General features: G+C 57.0%; 15 protein-coding genes. 7 read left to right on the forward strand and 8 right to left on the reverse strand.

What is annotated here, in order from left to right:
• Nucleotides 1–58 precede the first annotated feature (58 nt).
• The 3 genes from Pla52o_RS17170 to Pla52o_RS17180 form a co-directional block, all read right to left on the reverse strand.
• Nucleotides 59–2,353, reverse strand: a complete 2,295-nt coding sequence (locus Pla52o_RS17170; RefSeq protein WP_146595853.1) for a hypothetical protein — start codon at nucleotides 2,351–2,353, stop codon at nucleotides 59–61.
• Nucleotides 2,350–2,688 carry a transmembrane 9 family protein gene (locus Pla52o_RS17175; protein ID WP_146595854.1) on the reverse strand — a complete coding sequence of 113 codons (339 nt, stop codon included), beginning with the start codon at nucleotides 2,686–2,688 and terminating at the stop codon, nucleotides 2,350–2,352. Before Pla52o_RS17175 ends, Pla52o_RS17170 begins: the two co-directional genes overlap by 4 nt.
• 155 nt (nucleotides 2,689–2,843) lie before the next feature.
• Nucleotides 2,844–3,785 carry a nucleoside hydrolase gene (locus Pla52o_RS17180; RefSeq protein WP_146595855.1) on the reverse strand — a complete coding sequence of 314 codons (942 nt, stop codon included), beginning with the start codon at nucleotides 3,783–3,785 and terminating at the stop codon, nucleotides 2,844–2,846.
• A 229-nt stretch (nucleotides 3,786–4,014) separates the two neighbouring features.
• Here Pla52o_RS17180 and trpD point away from each other — a divergent pair, with 229 nt between their 5' ends.
• Together trpD and Pla52o_RS17190 are read left to right on the forward strand one after the other, a co-directional pair.
• Nucleotides 4,015–5,025, forward strand: coding sequence for an anthranilate phosphoribosyltransferase (trpD, locus tag Pla52o_RS17185; RefSeq protein ID WP_146595856.1), 1,011 nt, complete (start codon nucleotides 4,015–4,017; stop codon nucleotides 5,023–5,025).
• Between the two features lie 492 nt (nucleotides 5,026–5,517).
• On the forward strand, nucleotides 5,518–6,822 hold the full coding sequence (locus tag Pla52o_RS17190; RefSeq protein ID WP_146595857.1) for a 3-keto-disaccharide hydrolase: 1,305 nt from the start codon (nucleotides 5,518–5,520) through the stop codon (nucleotides 6,820–6,822).
• Nucleotides 6,823–6,990: 168 nt separating this feature from the next.
• On the opposite strand, the gene Pla52o_RS17195 is transcribed toward Pla52o_RS17190, so the two are convergent.
• Together Pla52o_RS17195 and Pla52o_RS17200 are read right to left on the reverse strand one after the other, a co-directional pair.
• Entirely contained in the window at nucleotides 6,991–7,971 is a 981-nt protein-coding gene (locus tag Pla52o_RS17195; protein WP_146595858.1) for a cytochrome c, read from the reverse strand.
• A gap of 284 nt (nucleotides 7,972–8,255) precedes the next feature.
• Entirely contained in the window at nucleotides 8,256–9,521 is a 1,266-nt protein-coding gene (locus tag Pla52o_RS17200) for a polysaccharide pyruvyl transferase family protein (protein ID WP_146596033.1), read from the reverse strand.
• Nucleotides 9,522–9,822: 301 nt separating this feature from the next.
• Between Pla52o_RS17200 and Pla52o_RS27940 the strand changes: the two genes are divergently transcribed.
• Nucleotides 9,823–10,158: a thiamine pyrophosphate-dependent enzyme gene (locus Pla52o_RS27940; protein ID WP_197169308.1), complete on the forward strand. Its 336-nt coding sequence runs from the start codon at nucleotides 9,823–9,825 to the stop codon at nucleotides 10,156–10,158.
• Nucleotides 10,159–10,334: 176 nt separating this feature from the next.
• Here the strand turns inward: Pla52o_RS27940 and Pla52o_RS17210 are convergent, their stop codons facing one another.
• Complete coding sequence (locus tag Pla52o_RS17210; RefSeq protein WP_146595859.1) at nucleotides 10,335–11,726, reverse strand: IS4 family transposase; 1,392 nt, start codon at nucleotides 11,724–11,726, stop codon at nucleotides 10,335–10,337.
• 270 nt (nucleotides 11,727–11,996) lie between these two features.
• On the reverse strand, nucleotides 11,997–12,182 hold the full coding sequence (locus Pla52o_RS17215; protein ID WP_146595860.1) for a hypothetical protein: 186 nt from the start codon (nucleotides 12,180–12,182) through the stop codon (nucleotides 11,997–11,999).
• A gap of 262 nt (nucleotides 12,183–12,444) precedes the next feature.
• Between Pla52o_RS17215 and Pla52o_RS17220 the strand changes: the two genes are divergently transcribed.
• The 3 genes from Pla52o_RS17220 (at nucleotide 12,445) to Pla52o_RS17230 (ending at nucleotide 16,906) form a co-directional block, all read left to right on the forward strand.
• A complete protein-coding gene (locus Pla52o_RS17220) occupies nucleotides 12,445–13,599 on the forward strand; it encodes an iron-containing alcohol dehydrogenase (RefSeq protein WP_146595861.1) in 1,155 nt (384 codons plus the stop codon).
• 483 nt (nucleotides 13,600–14,082) lie between these two features.
• Nucleotides 14,083–15,141, forward strand: a complete 1,059-nt coding sequence (locus Pla52o_RS17225; protein ID WP_146595862.1) for a hypothetical protein — start codon at nucleotides 14,083–14,085, stop codon at nucleotides 15,139–15,141.
• Between the two features lie 772 nt (nucleotides 15,142–15,913).
• Nucleotides 15,914–16,906: a hypothetical protein gene (locus tag Pla52o_RS17230; RefSeq protein ID WP_146595863.1), complete on the forward strand. Its 993-nt coding sequence runs from the start codon at nucleotides 15,914–15,916 to the stop codon at nucleotides 16,904–16,906.
• A gap of 233 nt (nucleotides 16,907–17,139) precedes the next feature.
• On the opposite strand, the gene Pla52o_RS26990 is transcribed toward Pla52o_RS17230, so the two are convergent.
• Nucleotides 17,140–17,448 carry a hypothetical protein gene (locus Pla52o_RS26990; protein WP_197169309.1) on the reverse strand — a complete coding sequence of 103 codons (309 nt, stop codon included), beginning with the start codon at nucleotides 17,446–17,448 and terminating at the stop codon, nucleotides 17,140–17,142.
• Between the two features lie 49 nt (nucleotides 17,449–17,497).
• Here Pla52o_RS26990 and Pla52o_RS17235 point away from each other — a divergent pair, with 49 nt between their 5' ends.
• Nucleotides 17,498–19,306: an AMP-binding protein gene (locus Pla52o_RS17235; RefSeq protein ID WP_197169310.1), complete on the forward strand. Its 1,809-nt coding sequence runs from the start codon at nucleotides 17,498–17,500 to the stop codon at nucleotides 19,304–19,306.
• Nucleotides 19,307–19,369 lie beyond the last annotated feature (63 nt).

Raw genomic sequence — 19,369 nt, forward strand, 5'->3', positions numbered from 1 at the left:
CCAGCAAGTTCGCCGCCCGTGGGTTTGCGATCGTCGACGGCCGATGACGTATCGGTGTTCATTTCAAAGTTCCATAAACGTAACGAACGCTCTCGACCAATTCCGCTTGGGGCACCGCAATCACATCCTCGCTGACGTCCGAGATTGCAACGAAGTGAGCGAGAGGCAGATCGAGATCCAATTGGAGGTGTCGATCGAGCCAGTTTTCGAACGATCCGGTTGACACCCTCCAGTTCTCTCGCGTTGAATTAAGACGCGGGTCCAAGGCCCGCACGATCAGATCCTGCGTCAAGCCTCGAAAGGAACGTCGTGAAATTTGATAGGTGTCTTCCTCCAGCGGACGATAGAGATTGTAGTGACTCGCAAGTTTGCTTGACGCCTCCTTCAAATTGAGCAGGACGCAAGGGACGTCATTCGATTCGCCGGGGACCTGCTCCGCGAACCAATATTCGCCATCGGCATCTCGGATCACCAATTGACGAAGTTCAAACGCGAATCGGTTACCGACCGTGGCTGCGGAGCGATTTGGATCCGATTTGTCGGTTTGGATCGACAGATGACCGATCGCGTGTCGAGATTGATGGGCTACAAATTGCCGCTGCTGTCGCGAAGGCAAAAAGGCGCTACTGAAACGCTGGGTTTGATCTTCGATACGCATGTTGCCGATGATTGCGGGCGGAAGTTGGTTCAATGTTTCCCAAGCTCCGGCGTTGCCACTGGTATAACGCATCACTTCGGCATCGCCTGAGAATTCCAGGCCGTCGATCGGTCTCAATCCCGCAAAATAGGTTGACTGAATTCGCTCACCCGCCTTGCTCGACGCCCCATCGACCCAAGTCAATTGTCGCACCCGCGCCAGCGTGCCGAAGCCATCCGAGACAATCCCGTAGGCGAACATGGCGACCGTGGTAATGATCGCCAGCACCGGAGCGATCAAGAACATCAAATAGGTGCGTCCACGTTTTGCCGTACTGCGATAAGCCACCGGTCCGACCAGGATTACGAAAACAGCGAGCAGTCCCATAAAGGTGTAAACCGGCGGCTGAGCGACCCCTGGGATCAACCAACGGCCAAAGCGTCGGTCGCCGAGGATCGGGTCGACCCCGCGCCGTAACATCGGTGACACGCGATAGCCGAGCGTTTTCTCCACAATGGTCCATTGCATTGCACTAGGGAACGTCTTGTCCGCTGATCGCTGCAACCCGAACGCCAATCCCGCACCGAGCGGACGAACCCACGTCTTCTTCGCCCACTCCGCAGCATGGGCGTCAACGAACGGCTTCAAGTCGCCAGCGGGTACGTTGTACGGGAACCCCGCGATGGGCATCTCCGGGATGGGCACGGCCAGTTTTGAATCCGCAGGGGCATCGCGGAGCAACCCCAAAGCCTCGACAAACTGCTGTTCCGAGGCCGCGTCGTACAACGCGATCGATCCCCCGTTGAGGACCCAATCGTGAATCGCCTCGAAGTTGCCGTTTTGCTTGGCGGACTCTAACGCCGCAAGATTAACGATGAGTAGACTAACGTTCTGGTAACCACGCCAATCGGTTGGCAATTCAGCTTGCCCCGCAGCGACATTGGGGCCGTCGCTTAGAATCGATGCCCACAAATGAGGGTCTTGCTCCGGCGCAGGAAGCTCGCCTGGAACCCGAGAAATCCGCTGCGGCGAAGGCTTTGAGAATAACGAGCGGAGATCCGGCAATTTCGCGTAATCCACCTCCTCCGATTCGGTAACCAACAACCAATGGAAGTCGGGATCGTCCACCGCAAAGTTGATCTCGTTCCCACCAAGCTTGGCGAAACAATTCTCCAGTGCTCGGTCCTGTTCATATACCGAGACGTTGTACAGGTAACCGACGGACCATTTGGGTAAATACCGTATCACAGTGGTTGCGGAGGTGCCCTGGGCCAATGAAATCGGCACGTCCACTCGCAATCCGTTGGTGGGGGGCGATTGTCCGTTGGGATCGGTAACGAAGCGGAGAGTCAATTCACGGTCGGCGGCAAACGTGCTGGTCGAGCAAACGTCGATTTTGACCGCGATGGTTCCCGCGGCTTGTTGCCGCGCCAATTGAATGTCGATCGTCAATCCGAGCCTGTTCACTTTCGTGGTCGGCAAGCGAACCGTGGGGGCGGTGGGAGGCAAAATTGCCTGCGAAGCGGAAATTGCCCGTGACGTGGAATCGAGTTCAGACGTGGAATCGAGTTCAGACGGGGAATCCGGTTGACGTAGGGACTCCGCGTTATCCGCCCAGCCGTGGGGCGTGACAAGGATCAACCATCCCCAAACGATCGACATTGCGACAATCGCCGTTACGATTCGCGGCCTGAGAAATGCGTTGCTTCGCATCATGCGTTGTGCTCTCGCGGGGGCATGATTTGTGGCGGCAATTGGCCAGCGGCAAACGGGCTGCCGTGCAGCGTGTCTTGGTCGTCCCCCTGGAACCAAAGCGACGTGATCGCCCAGGCAAACAAGAACAGCATGGCAAACAGGGCAAAGCAGATCGCGGGGACCAACAACGCCGTCATCACGGCGGTCGCCAATGCGCCTCCGTCTCCCGCTTGGCGTGCCAATGCAGCCACAATGGCCGAAAGCGTCGTGATCGCAAACACCAGCCGAAAGGAAACACGCGGCAGCATGCGACTGGGGACCACCGGTTGCGCCGAGGAGGGTTTGTCGCTAGGCATAAAGAAACATCGAGGGGGCGGAGGATCGAGTGACTGAAACGAACTCAGCTCGAATCAGTATAATGGTTTCCCGCTGCCCGCGTGCTGTCGAGGCGGAATGCCGAACTCGGTTTCGTCACGCGCCGTCGATCCCGGCGATTGGCCGCCTCAACCGATCACGTTTGCTGTCCTGCGTAACGCAAACCACGCACCAACATCTCGTGCGCCTCGTCGGCATCGACATCCAACGCCACTTCCATATTCACGGGCCATTCCGGCCGCAGTCGTTGATCGAAGACGGTAACCCCTCGAGTCAATTCGCCGCGAGTTTCCACTCGGCCGGCCATCGATTTCCAAGTGAATAAATCGGGCTCGACGATCGAAAGGATCGTCGTCGCGTCGCTCAGCGGAATCAATTCGCGCCCCAAACGCTGATGGGCAGCCCGAAACGCAAACGGCAGTAATTTGTGCAACAAATTTCCCGCACGCGAATGCTTGGGGGGCAACTTTTCTAACAAATCGACGCCGAAGCTCATCGCATCGATCAAATCCAACGGCACCATGCTCTTGGTCGTTGCCGACTCGAAAACATCGGCAGCCGACATCGGATCGAAGTACATGTTGAATTCCGCCGAGGCGGTCACGTTCCCCACATGAGCGACCGATCCCCCGCCGATCACAATTTTGTCCAACAACGGCAACACACCGGGGTCGACACGACAAATGCGAGCCAGATTGGTGGTCGGGCCAAGGCAGACCACGGTCACTTCATTGGGGAACTTTCGCACCAATTCAGCGATCACCTTTTCGCTCAGCGGCAGATGCTGGCGAGCGGACTCGGGAAAGTGGCACCCCCCGAGCCCATCGGCGCCGTTGAGGTGGCGATCATCGATCACCGGCGCATCTTCGGGCACCGAGGCTTTGCCGATGCGCGGGTACTTTTTGGGATCCAACTGTTCGACAATCGCAATCGCATTGGAAGTCGCTTGGTCCGCGTCCACCGTACCGGCGGTAGCGGTAATCGCCAGAACCTCCAACCGTGGATCGAACAGAGCCATACAAAGTGCGATGGCGTCGTCGATCCCGGGGTCGCAGTCAATGATGATCTTGCGTGTCATGGAAATGCTTTCGTTTCAATAACGTGGCGTGACGAGGGGGAGCGTGGCAGCATAAACGTTGAAGATATCGTATCATGGCCTCCCAATGCCAGTTTGAAAACCGAACGGCCCACGCCGCCGCCGCGCCGGGGTGGGAACTTCGCTTGGCGATCAAGCTTGGCAATCCACTCGCTCCAAATTAAATCCTTCCCCATTTACCCCTCTCCTCTTTAGCTCCCCTAATCTCGCCATGCCCTCTCTTTTTCAGACCGCCATCGCCCAAGCCAATGCGGGAACCGATTTAGGCGAAGATCAAACAAGCCAACTGATTGACGCCATGCTTCGTGGTGAGGCGGAAGAGCATGATGTCGCGAACCTATTGCTAGCGCTGCGGGAAAAAGGGGAATCGGTCAGCGAGCTAGTCGGGGCTGCCCGAGCGATGCGTCGCCATATGACACAAATTCCCCACTCCCACGCTGTGTTGCTGGACACCTGCGGGACGGGCGGCAGCGGAAGTGGGACCTTCAATATCAGTACCGCCGTGGCGATTGTCGCAGCGGCCGCAGGCGTGGCGGTCGCCAAGCACGGAAACCGCAAAGCGACAAGTTTATCAGGATCGGCCGATGTGCTCGAAGTCTTGGGAGTGCCGATCGAATCCGAATCTGAATTGGTCGCCGAGCGGCTCGATCGACACGGCATTTGCTTCTGCTTCGCAGCGAAACTCCATCCCGCGATGCGGCATGTGATCGGCGTGCGGCGACAACTCGGCGTTAAGACGCTGTTTAATTTGCTCGGCCCGTTATGCAATCCGGCCGGTGCCACCCACCAACTGCTGGGCACATCGACCCCCGACGCACAGCGGATGGTCGCGGCGGCAATCGGTTCGCTCGGCACGACCCGCTCCTTCGTCGTCCATGCTGCGGATGGCCAAGACGAGGTTTCGCTTGAGGGAGCGACACATGTGATCGATGTGCGCGACGCAGAGGCAGTCCGCTACGATTGGACGCCAACGGATTTCGGCTTGCTACCCGCCACACGTGACGCATTGGCTGCGGCAAACCCACACGAAAGTGCCGCAATCATTCAGCGTATTTTCGCCGGAGAACCGGGACCTTGCCGCGATGCCGTATTGGCGGGCACCGCCGCAGCACTCGTTTTAGTGGGGGTGTCTGACACTGTCGCCGATGGGGTGAAGCGGGCAGCCGAAACGATCGATTCGAACGCCGCAAAAGAGAAACTTGCCTCATTGGCCCACCTGTAGCGGAAGACTCCCCGGCATCGCTGGCACTTTGCAAAGCATGATTTATCGCTAAACTCCCCTGCGATGGGGCGAATATCGATGTCCGGCTCCGCCGTATCGCGTACTCCCTTTGCATACTCAGACCGCGTCCGGACTGAATACCGCGCGGATCGTGCCGCGAGTTTTAGCTTGGATTGCATCCAAACGCCCCAAAGTGCCTTCACCGCTTACTCAGCAAAGCGTTACGGCATTGAAGTGATGGACGCAGTCGAATTCCTAACCCGACGCGTAAGCGAGGGACCGAGCCAAGATAGAGATTCGCTCGCTTACGGGCGTGTTGTATTAATCATCGTCGTTTTTCGCTCCCGCAAAAATTACGCCACGAAACACGGCATTCGCGAAGCGCAAGGCGACTTTGTTTTGTCTGGAACGACAAAATCAACACGCCCTTATCGTCCCCATCTGACTAAACTGTTCATCTTCAACCTTCCTGATCCCACCTAGGACCCCCTGATGAAAAAAACGTTTGCGTCTCTTACGTTTACTTTACTTGCGTTCGTCGCAATCAGCGCCGTTCGAGCGGAAGCTCCCCCCGAAGGCTTTCGTGCGATTTTCGACGGAAAAACACTCGAAGGGTGGCACGCACGCCCCCACTTCAACCCCACCAAGTTGGCCGACATGCCAGCCGCCGAGCGTGAAGCGAAATTAGCCGAGTGGATGGCCGATGCGAAGCAGCATTGGACGATCGAGAATGGCGAATTGGTCAACGATGGCCACGGCGCCTACCTGACCACCAATGACGACTTCCGCGACTACGAATTCTTGCTCGAGTACAAGACCGTCGCTCGCGCCGATAGTGGCATCTATTTGAAGGCCACTCCGCAGGTCCAAATCTGGGATTACACCGATGAAGCCAAGTTCAAGCTGGGTGCGAATCTTGGCAGCGGTGGACTTTGGAACAACAGCGCCGGGGCCGCCGGAAAAGATCCAGCCAAGCTTGCCGACAAGCCGTTTGGCGAGTGGAACTCGTTCAAAATTCGTCAAATCGGTGCTCGCACCAGCGTCTGGCTCAATGGCGAAAAAGTCGTCGATAACGCCATCATGGAAAATTACTGGGACCGTAAATCGCCGCTCGCCGTCACCGGTCCAATTCAATTGCAAACGCACGGCGGTGAAATCCGTTGGCGCAATCTGTTCATTCGTGAATTCACTCCCGATGAAGCCAATGAACTGCTCAGCGAACAGGGCGATGATTCGTTCACCTCGCTGTTCAATGGCAAAAACTTGGACGGCTGGCACGGCGCCGTTGCGAACTACGAAGTGGTTGACGGAGCGATCCGTTGCAAACAAGGTCATGGCGGAATGCTGTTGACCAAAGACGAGTACAGCAATTTCGTAGCACGCGTTGAATTTCGTCTGCCACCGGCTGGAAACAACGGCTTGGCGATTCGCGCCCCTCTCGAGGGCAACCCCGCTTACGATGCCATGACCGAATTGCAGGTCCTCGACTCCGAGCATCCCAAGTACGCCAAACTGGATCCACGCCAATATCACGGCGGTGCGTACGGAATGGTCGCTGCCAAACGCGGGTACTTGCGTGAAGTTGGCCAATGGAATTTCCAAGAAGTGACCGTCAATGGCACTCGCATCAAGGTCGAGCTCAACGGTAGCGTGATCTTGGACGCCGACATTGCAGAGGTCAAAGAATTCATGGCCGACTCGCCCCACCCCGGCAAGGATCGCAAGTCGGGATTCTTTGGGTTCGCCGGTCACAGCGATCCCGTTGAATTCCGCAACGTCGAAATCCGCGAATTGTAGGCGGTTGATTCCGCGTCCAACGGTCGCGGTCTAAACAAGAAAGCACGCAGAAGCGAAGTGGCGCCGAGTTCGGCCCGCTTCGCTTTTGCCGTTTTATTCAAACGATGCTAGGGACAAGAGCGGCTGCTTGCGATCGTTCGAGTTTGGCTGTGAGCGTTCGGGCGGCAATCAATTGCGATATTCATCGTGGCATTTTGTGCATGACACGCCGGTCGCGTGCAACCGCTTCGTTGCCAAAGCGTAATCCTTTTGCTGGAGCGCGTCGGCAAGTTGTTCCGCCAACCTTTCCGCATCAGCCATTTGCATCCAGTAAGCCTCGTCGTGCTTCGAGGTTTCGCTTGGGGGCTGAGTCGATTTCAGTCGCATCGCTTCGCGTAGCCCTTCACGAAGCAGGTTTGCCTCGGTGTGTGATCGTAAATCGGGATGCCGGTCGAGGGGCGCCCAGTCATTCTTCTTTAGCATTTTCAAATGCTCGTGGGCTTGATCGATGACGACCATCAGTGACGCCATTGAGTTGACCTCGGCGATCGGCACGAGTTTCGGCAGCGGTGCGTCGGCCGGCGGCATCTGAAATTCGCTGACGTCGCGGTACAGTCCCGCGTAGTTCTTGCTGGTGCCCGCCTTGGCCAGGATCTGAAGGGCGGAATCATTGTCGGCCGACCCCTCGGCGATACAAGCAATGGCCGCGGCCGCAGGGCCTCGATGCTTGCCGTGATGGCAATGGATATAAAAGGGACCGTCAGCAGTTTTGACTAGGTTGACGATCGATTCTTTGGCTTTCCGATCGAGCCCGTCGTACCCAATCGGGATATGGACGTAGCGCAAACCCGCCCGCTTCGCCGCTTCCACGTCCGGCCGAGCCCCATCGACGCTAACGATCGTGCGCACTCCGAGCTCGGCAATCTCAGCGAATGCCGCATCCACTTCGGGTTGGGCGCCCGAGTAAATCCGCTCCGACAATTGCAATCGATTGTGAAGATAGCTCGAGGCGTCCTGCGAGGGAGAGTGGATTAACAACGGAGGCGACGGCGCGAGACGAGTGGGTTTCGGCGCAGAAGCGGTCTCTTCACCCGCCACCATGCCAATCCTAAACGGCGGGACTATCAAAAGGCATAAGAATGCGGCGGAGATCAGGGGCGAGGTTCTCATCGGATCCGTGAGCGTTGAAAAAGGCATTGTCGAGGATTAACAAGGCCATGCATCATAACCACTACAGCAACGCAAACCCATCACCCCCATTCGCTCCGGCGTGTCACCGAACCGACGCCGTTTTCCGAGGTCGACCGCATCGCGGTTCAACACAAAGCCCGGGGGCGCACAGCACGCCCCGGGAAATGCAATAAAAACAGGCCAGAACCCCAGCGGCGTCCCATATCACTCCGTGCGTTCTGGTTTGATCGCTTGCATGCCGCCTGGATCTCCCGGGCCTGCCGTCACCCCAATTCGCTTCGCAGTTGCTCCATCGTCTCGCGTTGTCGCATTTCGACGAACTGGCGTGCCTTTGCCGCCTTGGCCTTTGCCGCTGCGGGATTTTGGGCCATCTGTAAAACGGTGGCGACCAGTTGTTGGCGGCGTGATTCGTCATCGAGGTCGAACAACCAATCGCCGAGCCCGATGTCTTCCCACATGAAACCTTTACTGGTTTGTTCGTCAAAGCGGCATACGATCGCAGGGACTCCGTGACCGATGCACATGATCGGAGAATGCATTTCGTTACCAAACAAGCCCGCACTGCGGACATACGTGCTGATCGCTTCGCCGGTCAACCAATAATCGGGCCGCCACGCGACTCGCGGCAAAACCTCCGCTGGCAACTTGTCGTAAATCATCTCTCTGCCGACCTGCATTTGCGTGCGGTCTTCGGGGCAAACCAACACGCTGAGATCGGTTTGCTTCACGACTTCGATGATCGCCTCACGTAGTAGAACGTGATCGTGCTCCTTCATCCTTTCGTTACGTTGATGTTTGTCGGGATCAAACTTGACGCGTTCTTTAATCGTCCAGTACGGAGTGTAACGAAGCCTTGGGATGCAGCACAAAAACTTGCCAGTTCGTAGATTGTGCTTCTGTAAGAACGCTTCGGCCTTTTTGTCATCTCGCAGATCACAGGCAAAGGCGGCGTCCGGACCGAACTGCATCACCGGACTTTTCACCCCAAGTTGTTTAGCAAACGCAAGCGATTTCGAATCGCGAAAATAGACAAAGCTTGCCGCACTGAGAACGTCAACTGTTTTCTGGAGCGAGCTGGCCGAAGTGGCTCGGGTGGCATGTGACATTTTCGGCGGAAGCGTGATCCCGTAAATGCCATACGGCTTGCCCGTCTTCTCTCGCCAAATGCGAATGTCCTTCTCCGCGACAAGCGATGCACCTGAACCGTGCAGCAGAAAGTCGCACGTTTGGTACGCTTCTTCAAGCTCCTGAGATTCCTTTTGGGCGATCTTCAATTTGGGAAACCGCGAACGCAGAAGCGTTTCCACGCCGTTATCGACGTTGCTCGGAAAAAGCACGATTTCAATATCCGGCAGATGCGTTTCCAAGATCCTCAATACCCCCGGAGTGTGAGCGATGTCGCCGATATTCACCGTCTGCCACGACGAGCGAAGCAGGATCCGCTTGGGTTTCGCATTGTCGTCGGCAAACGTGGCGTCCAGCGTGAGGGCAAAGGATGCACCGATTGCGGTCGCAGTAGACTGGCCCAGAAAGTTCCGTCGATGTGGTTCATTAGGGTTCTCGGCGGTGAGTAGGAGAGAGAAACGCCAACGGTTTGAAGTCGCGAGATTGTCGTTGTTCCCAGCAAATCCTAACCCCAAGCGTCCCTAACCCCAAGCATCATCGAGGGACCTAGTCATGAGCAACATTCCCTCGCTGACCACTTCGGATTAGAAAAAAACGGCAACACCAAACCCCATACGCACCGGCTGACGCGGCAGGACGACAAGCGACACCTCAATTCTGATCGATGGCGTACCGCCGTTCCACCATCGAAATCCTTTTGCCCCTTTGTTTCCTTCCCCGTTTTGGTTTTCGCAAAACGATCGGACCACCGCGCCGAACACGGTGTGGCTCGACAACGCGTTAGCAACAATGCGAACCGGAATGCCGACCGGGATGGCGGCCAAACGGGTTCATGCAGATCGGCAACTCATCGCGGTCTGCGGTGACATTGGCGTCGTAATGAACTCTCAGGCACTGCGAAACCGCCACACGGCTGAAGTTCAATCTCGTCGTCTTGGTCCTCCGCGATGGCGTCTATGGTATGATCAGGCCAACATGGGGTTGCAGAATTTCGGGCTGAGGTACGGCCCCCCTGACTTCGTCATGGACGCGGAAGTTTAAGACGCAAACGGGCATCCCGTCGCCTTGAGCCAGAACCTTCCGGCGCTACGTTGCCAATGCCTGGATTCGCCCGGTGTCCATCAGATTAAAGTCCTCGTTGCTGACTCCGAAAACGACCGAATTCTCAATCACGAGATTCAAGCACTCAGTCGTAGCCTAGGCTTCCAGCCTTGTCTTTACCCACGAATTTTAGTCTCGATTTGACCGAGTAGTTTCATCGCGACAAGGAGCGACTGCATTTTTTGATAGCCGCTCCAGATCGTTTGCCAACCGGGTTCGCCGTCGCTTTTGCGTCCGAGGAAGCCGCCAAGCTTGCCAATTTCGCGGAAGAATTCGTAGACCGTCAGTTCGTGCGCCTTCAAGTTCGGGCGGAGAATCGTGAGGCACTTCATCCACGATGACGGCACACGCCCGCTGGCTTTCGTCTCACGTTCATTGCGTCCGAGTAACTTCAACTCAAACAGCCTGATCCCGATCACGCTGATTAACGCAATCAATGGTTCCAGACGATCGGCGGTTCGCAGAGCGTGCTGCTCAATGCTGCAACCGCTCTTGATCACTTTGTGATATTCCTCAATTAGCCAACGATGCTCGTAATCTTCGATCACCTGCCAAGCATCTTCGAATGTTTCCACTGGCAGGCTTGTCAGCAATACCCAGCGAATTGGCGTGACGCCCTTGGGAGCGTCAACTTCTTGGACCACCACCACACGCATCGGGATCTCATTGACGCCGCACTGTTTGACGTAAGAACTTTTGTGTGCTGGTGGAACGAAGCTGACCGTTGCAACCGATACGTTGATCTTGGCTGTCCGGGCTGCCACACCGGGGCGACTGCGAACGTTTATTTCATAAGAGCCGAGCAACTGAGCGTTATCGACGACTTCGGATAGTTTTTTTGTGTCACCTTCGTGGTCCAAGACGTTGCGGTGGAGCTGGGCGGCACGAACAACCCAGTCGCATCCGCTTTGCGCAAGATGGCAGAACGATTCAAAGTTGTCACCGCCACGATCAAAAACGTGAATCCACTGACTTCCCTCCGGTGGCGGGCCAACTTGATCGACCACCTCGCCCCAGTAGCATCCTTCGCGTGTTCGTTTCAGACGCTGTGTGCGAGACTCTTTCTTCGGCGCCCTGGAGCGATAGAAAAGCATCGCACCGGCTTGGCCGACGATCTTTTGGTTGTGACAGTCATAAGCCAAGCAGTTGTGAAGTTGCATGCCACGGCCCTTACCGTCGCCAAGCATCCCTAGGCCCGTGGTGGCTTGATGCGAATAGTGGTCGATGTCTGTGGTGTCGCTGATCATCAAATAGCGGCCCGGTCGGGTCGCACGAGTCTTTTCCCAGTGGGGCCGGCAAATCGCAGCGTGCGTGACGTCGGGACGATCGAACAGCCTGTAGGCCGCTTTGAGATCTTTCCACTGGGTATTTTGGCCAGGTAACGATTTCTCCGGACAAGCCAGCATATTGGAGGCGACGCTCTGCAGTCGCTTGGTTCGCGTTTTGTGTTTTAGGTCACAGGATGAGAATTGGTTCATCACCCAAGTTTCGTTATCAACAACCTTCATCGAGTACACTCCGTTTAACGATCTGCGTTTGCCTGGACACGTAGGTTTCCAGGGGAAGAGGACACCAACGATCCATCCCGTCGGCAGCCAGATCGTTGCATCCGCCTCAGATCAGTCAAGCGACAGCCAGATTCACGGTTCGACCGACCCGAGAATTCGTTGCATCAAACCCTCAAAACGTTTCACGGCACTCAATAGAAACGTGGGTAAAGACAAGGCTTCCAGCCTGGGTCCTTGTGTTGTTACGGCCCCGCAGGCTGGAAGCCTAGGCTACGCCACGACCATGTGCAAACCGAGTGTGGTCAAAAACACGGCGACGGCATCCAAATGCCCACTGTTTGCAACCTCTTTCATCGGTAAACGAAACGGACTCACGCCGTCGGTACTGACGGCTCCGTCAACATGGGCGTCCGCGTTTAGCTTGTTCTCTTCTATTTGCGTCGACTCGTCCGCCACATGCGTACTCTACGTTAGTACTTGATGAACTGTCACAGCGCTGCAAGACGCTCACTCATTACCTGCAATCGCTCTCACATGAGCGGCTTGGTGGTACCGTGGGAGAGCGTGAAATCCGATAAACAGAAGAGCTTTGCAATGAGCGTTAGCAACAACACCGATCCTGACATCTCCCTTCCGCTTGTTGTTACGATATGCATTGTTGAGGAACAACGATGTTTCCACCTCTTTTTGACTTCGCCAAGCGGATTGTGAGTGCGAGATGCGCAAATTTTCATTCGACACCTGTAGCAGTATTCGATTCGGAAGCGGCATGTTTGCGGAACTGGGACAGATTGCCAAGTCGGCGTTGGGTTCGCGCGTTCTATTGGTGACCGATCCCGGCATTGTGGCGATCGGCATCGTGGATCGGGCCGTGGCAATGATGGAAGACGTTGGCGTGGATGTGACCGTGTATGCCGACGTCCAGACCGATCCGTCCGAGGCCGTCGTCCTCGCCGCCGCCAAGCTGGCGAAAGCGGATCGGCAAGGCGTGATCGGACTGGGAGGTGGATCATCGCTGGACGTTGCAAAGCTCTCCGCATTGCTGGCCGCTGGAGCACAAACACTACCGGAGATCTACGGAGTTGGGAAAGCGGTAGGTCCGCGATTGCCGTTGATGCTAGTGCCTACCACCGCCGGAACGGGGTCAGAGGTGACGCCGATTTCGATCGTGACCACCGGCGCCAGTGAAAAGATGGGGGTGGTAACACCGGTGATCCTCCCCGACATTGCGTTATTGGATCCGGACCTCACTTTGGGCTTGCCGCCACACATCACGGCCGCGACCGGAATCGATGCCATGGTTCATGCGATCGAGGCTTACGCGTCGAGCAGCGCGAACAACAATCCCGTTTCACGGCATTTGGCACAGCAGGCACTGAGGCTGATGGGAGGAGCGTTGGAACGTGCCGTACACCATGGTCATGATTCCTCAGCGCGCGCTAATATGCTGCTCGGTTCCATGTTGGCCGGTCAGGCATTTGCGAATTCGCCAGTGGCGGCGGTGCATGCGCTCGCCTATCCAATCGGCGCACATTTCCATGTACCGCATGGTCTCTCAAATGCATTGGTTCTACCTCATGTCCTGCGATTTAATTCCTGCACGTCACCCCAGCCCTATGTAGAGATCGCGGACATCGTGTTCCCCAAGCTGGCTGAGGTGAATCCAAAGGAGAAGGCCGCCGCGTTTGCGGACGAGCTGGCCGCTCTTTCGGCGCGGTGTGGATTGCCACAACGTCTGCGCGACGTGGGCATTGAACAAGCCTCGCTGCCGATGCTTGCGCGCGACGCGATGAATCAAACGCGGTTGTTGGTCAATAATCCTCGCACCGTCACGCAAAGCGATGCTTTGGAGATCTACACGTCAGCCTGGTGATTCACAGGAAAAGGCACGACAGAAAATGCCCTGGGCTGTATTCCATTCCATTTCTGCTTCTGACCTGATGAACGATCGCTGCATCAACAAAGGCTATCTCATTGTCTGCAATCGATCTCCTATGAGCGGCTTGATGGAGCCGTCGGAAATGCGTGAACTCCAAGAAAGGTGAGGGATTTGCAATGAGCGTTAGCAACAGCACCGATCCAGACATCTCGTCGTGTCGACAAGGCTCAAAGCGATGCCTTGCTAAACGCTCTGCGGAAGCGAGACGGATTCTTTTACCTGACGATGGAAGCAGTTGGAGAGGACAGCTTGGACTCGAGCGGCCAGCCATGGCATGTGGGATGGCGGAGGGGTGATGAAGGATTAAAAATGTTAAATTGATAGTTGCAAATTGAAAAATGGAAATCACGCGACGCAGCGTGAACGCGATGTTGGTAAGACCTCAAATGGCAGAATTTCACATGTATAGGCTAACCGATGACTTGGTTTGAACAGCTTACGGGGATCGACGAAGTTTCACCGGAATACGTTCGCTCGCAAATATCGGTCGAGGACGATTGTTTGGTTCTCCCCAACGACAATCGGATCGCGTTTGGACGACTGGAGACTCCGACACTCAGCGAGCTGCGTGCGAGAGTCGCGGCGGCAGCGCCATCACCGGGACGCTTGAAAATTCGCGAGATGATTGCCGATGTTCGCCAACTGCATGCGGACGTGACTAACGCTGGAGCGATGTTCCAAGTCGCGTCTCAGTTTAATTTGTTGGAAATGACCGGCCCTTCGGTGACTCCCGAACGCGGAGTGGGGATCTATGAGCACGATCGTACGCAAGGGCCAGCGTGCGCAATCTCATGTGGCGCCGGAACGATCTTTCGTAACTACTTTGCCGCCGTTGGCGATCGCATCGGCCAAACCGCCGACCATCAAATCGATTGCGCCTCCGATCTGGGCGTGCTGCTGGGAAACCAAAATGGCAAGTTGTGGGGAATGCAAAACGGCTACCTGATCCCGACCGACGAAGGACTCCAGCAGATTTCGACCACACTACAACGTGCCGACGAAGCGGAACGGGACCACTATCGTTCCACGCTTCGCATCGGATTGCAGTGGAACACCGCCGTAACGCTGCCGGGGGCACGCCATCGCGTGTCGCAGGCCTACGCCTCGGCGCTGCCGGTTGCCTACGGCCGACAACCGGAGAGCCAATGGGCGGACGTTGCTCGACTCGTGTTGGAAGCAGCCTACGAATCAACGTTCTGCGCCGCGATCCTGAACCGCCAAAGCGGCATCCCCGCTGCCGCGAACTCGCCCCGGCCATCAACGCCGCAATCGCGGGTCGCCAAGCAAGCTCCATCGTCAAACAAACTGTACCTGACGCTGCTTGGCGGCGGCGTGTTTGGCAACGCCGACGCGTGGATCATCGACGCGATCGAAAGGTCGCTGCAGCGGTACCGCGATGTGGATCTGGAGGTGGCAATCGTCTCCTATGGTGCGTCCAAGCCCGCCGTAGCTAGTTTGGTTCGACAATATGCGTGATCGGCATCGGGCTAAGAGACACGCACGGCGGCCAACAGGTCATTAAGGCCAGCGGAGCACGATGCCCAGCGGAGCACGATGCCCAGCGAAGCACGATGCTCAGCGAAACACGATGCCCAGCGAAGCACGATCGGGGGCGTGGCATGGAGTGGGAAGTCGATAGACTGCCGCCGCCATCCGTTAGCGTCGACGGCGTGGGAGCTGGCTCGGCGTTTTCCGATTCCGGGAAGCTGGAAATCCGGGAATCCGGGAAGCTGGGAAGCCGCGGGCGTTAAAGCGGGAACAAGTCCGTTCGCCTTTGCCCCTCATGTGGGCTCGAATTAGCGTTTTTGGGCCTGCGCCGGGACCGCGAAATAGGAGGCCCCCAAACCATTAACGGACATTTGCAACCTGAAAAAGGGGGAAGCGTTCAGCTTGGCAGGTATTTCGACTGGCCCTGGGGGGCCAGAAAACAAGCCAAGGCGGGGACACCCACACCCCCACAGAGGCGATTGACACGGAGTCCAGAAACCTCATTCTATGGCGTTTGATCTGTCCTTTGACCGCGGCTTTATTGTCGGCCGGATCGCCTTACCAGAGGCGGCAAGCAGGCTGCGGTTTTCGATCACCCTCCACCCCCGTTTCCTCGATGGTTCCCATCGTAGACGCCGGGCATGGCTGACTTAACCACGTTGCGTTCATCCCTTTGAAAGGGCATCGAAATCGGGGGGACATCAAAATTTTGACTGCCCAGAAAATCATTGGCCGCGCAGGGGGCAACTAAAATCACGCGATGCAGACTGAACCGATATCGTTAGTGCAGCCGGACGTGCTCTGGAGCTCGTCACCGTGGTCCATCATCGTCCGCAAACAAGATGCGGAGCAGCATTATGCTCCCCTGCTGCCGTACGCGCGGATCGGCTCTCACCCCGGCTGCGAGATCCAGTTGGATGACCCACGACTGCCTGCGGTCGCGTACTTGGCATGCGTGATCGACGAGCGCATCGAAGTCTGGCCGGTCGCCCCGATTTCGTTACCGCGTTGGGGGACCTTGCCCTCGGATGAAGGCATTTGGCTGGGCGGCCAACAGGTGACGTTCCATTGCCAGACGCGAGGCCATGGCGAGCCCGAAGACGAGAGCTCGCGAAGTCACTCCGCTGCACTGCAGCCTCAGCCGAATCATCCGGATTTGGCCGTGGTCGGGGCGGTGCGTCGGTTGACGTTGCCACTGCAGCGTGCGGTGACGATTGTTGGCAACGAGCACCCTAGCGTTGCTCGGATTCGCGGCGCCGGGTTACAGCGGTGTCACGCCGCAGTGGTCTCGGTCAACGAGGGATTGTGGTACTTGCCGCTATGCCCTGAATCTCATCCTCATTCGGTGACCACGATGCTGGCACACCCCATGCAGCCGGGGACCGCCGTTAGTGTTGGCGAGATCCAGATTTCTTATAACGCGGCTGCGGCGCCGAAATGCCCGCTCTCGAAACGCCTGCTCTCGAAACAGCCAGTCCGCGTCGCGGTTGCTGCGGAAACGACTCCCCTCGCCGTCACGGCATCGCCCCATCCGCTCCGCCAATATGCCGCGTCCGGGACCGGCGGCGCGTATACCGCAAAGACCGATATCGAAGCGGATGGATTCACCAGCGGCGTGACGCAGCGCATGGTTCAGATCAAGCGTCAACGTTCGATCAAATCACAATTACTGATGGCGACGGCCGTTGGCGGCTGTGTCGTGATCGCGGTCATCGTGCTTTCGCAGCTTTGGAACACGCTACAAGCTTCTTAGTTCGCGGTCGTGTGGCGCCAGCGGAGTCGATGCGTACGCGGCCGCCAAGGGACTAATCAAACGGGTCCAGGGCTGGCCATCCGCTAAGCCAGTTACCTCAAGCGGATGATGAACACTTGTTCGTGAAACATTTCACAAGGGCGCCCGTTATCACGCTGCGTTGACCCGTTGGTAAAAAAGCTTGCCATTGCTGGTTCTGCAACGTAAGATCAAGTGTTAGCAACAAGAGGCGACTACGGCTCGGTTATCGGTTTCTTGTTGTTGATCACGGCCGGTTTACCCTCTGCGCCCCATTTGGGGTGCGATGACCATTCATTTCGGTAACGGTCGCGACTTCTTTTCTTATCGATCATTTGGCTGGCCCCGAGCCGACAGCCGCAATTGCGGTCGGCTTTGAGTGTGCCGTCAAACGCCATGCTTAGCCCCGACCAACGTGGAGCGATTTGACTCGACACTCTCCTTCGCGTCGTGCCGATGGACACGCCCAAAATGGGGTTGCATCGTTGCGATCGGAGCGGACCGTCGATGTCTCGCAATGTCATCACGGATGATCCTGTACGACACAGCGGTTTCTCTCTGGGAGTTTCAGCGATGGGTCCAATGCTTGAAGACAATCTGGGGTCCCCCAACCGTCATGGGAATTTTCCCTGCGCCAACGTTTCACCTCATGCGATTGCGTCCAATACGGTTTCAGGCAATACGGTTTCAGGCAATGCAAGTGTCTTGCCGGTCAACGAGCGAAATCGGACGTTAGCAAAGTCCGCTGAGTTTGACGCGGATTTACTCACTCCGTCGGGCTGCACCGATTACCACGGAATCCCTGCCTTTGGATTGCTTCGACATGCGGCCAATGTGGTTCCCAACCGCACCGCGGTGATCTACGGGACGATGACGTGGACCTACGAAGCGCTGAATCATGAAGCGGTGCGGGCGGCAGCGTTGCTCCAGCATCTGGGCGTCGAACCGGGGGATCGTGTCGGCGTGTTACTGCCCAACGTGCCCGAGTTCATCATTGCGGTCAACGGCATCTGGCGTGCCGGTGGGGTCGTCGTCGCACTCAGCCCGCTGATGGTGCCAGAGGAAGTCTCGAAGGTTGTCCGCAGCACCGAGTGCAAGGTCGTGATCACACTCGACATGCTGGCTCAGTTGCTAGGCGATTGCGAGTCCGAGTTGACGAAGACGTTATACGTTTCGATTCGACCTCATTTGCCTGCGTTGAAGCAGTTGGGATATTTATGGGCGCGACATCAACGCACCGGACAATGGTCATTGCCGAGCAATGATCGGCACGCTTGGTTTTGGGAATCGCTAAACGGTTTGCGTCGTGAATGGCATCCGGTGGAGATTCATCCGGAGTCCGATCCGGCCTACATTCTGCCCACGGGCGGCACGACTGGGGTGCCCAAATCGGTGACACTAAGTCACCAGAACATGGTCGCCAATGCATGGCAGCAATTTGAGTGGACGCACCGCTCGTTTGGGACCGAGACGATGATCGCGGTGCTGCCGTTCTTTCATAGCTACGGAGTTTCGGCAATGGTGCTCGGCGGCGCCGCGATGGCGGCAACGTTGGTGTTGCACCATCACTTCAACGCTCGGCAAGTCATTCAATTGATCGAAACCCACCGGCCCACCGTGCTGCATGCCGTGCCTGCGATGTTGATCGCATTGAATGAACGACTGCGGGACTATCCCGCGGATTTATCTTCGATTCGCTGGGTCATTTCCGGTGGAGCTCCGTTGGCGGCCGAAGTCGGCGAAACGTTCCGTCAACACAGTGGTGCCTTGGTGGTCGAAGGTTACGGGCTTTCCGAAGCCTCGCCGGTAACGCATGTCGGCGATCTGTTCGGAGATCCTCATTACGGCACGATCGGGTTGCCGTTACCAGAGACCGAATGTCGGATTGTTGCTGCGGAAGAAGGTCGCGAGGACTTGGGAGACGACCAAGTGGGAGAACTGATCGTGCGTGGACCTCAAGTGATGCTGGGTTATTGGGACGATCCCACCGCGACCGCTCAAACGATTCGCAACGGGTGGTTGTACACGGGCGACTTGGCGACGCGGACTGCGGACGGTTTGTACCGCATCGTCGGTCGCAAGAAGGACTTGATCATCACCTCGGGATTCAACGTTTGTCCCTCGGAAGTCGAAGGGGTGCTTCGCCAAGTCGACGACGTCCGCGATGCCGCCGTCGTCGGCATCGCCGATCCACGCCGCGGCGAAGCGGTCAAGGCGTTCGTGGTGATGGATGACAAAGCAGAGTGGAATGAGGATGCCTTGCGCGAGCATTGCCGGATCCATTTGTCCAAGCACAAACAACCGCAGGTGTACGAACAGTGTGTCGGCGATTTACCGCGGAATTTCCTAGGCAAGGTGCTGCGGCGAAAATTGCGAGAGTGATCGCCAGCGAATCCTTACACCGGATAACGCAAAGCAGCTCGTGGGCGACCGCGAGCTGCCCCT

The sequence above is a fragment of the Novipirellula galeiformis genome (genome assembly GCF_007860095.1).
Lineage (GTDB): Bacteria > Planctomycetota > Planctomycetia > Pirellulales > Pirellulaceae > Novipirellula > Novipirellula galeiformis.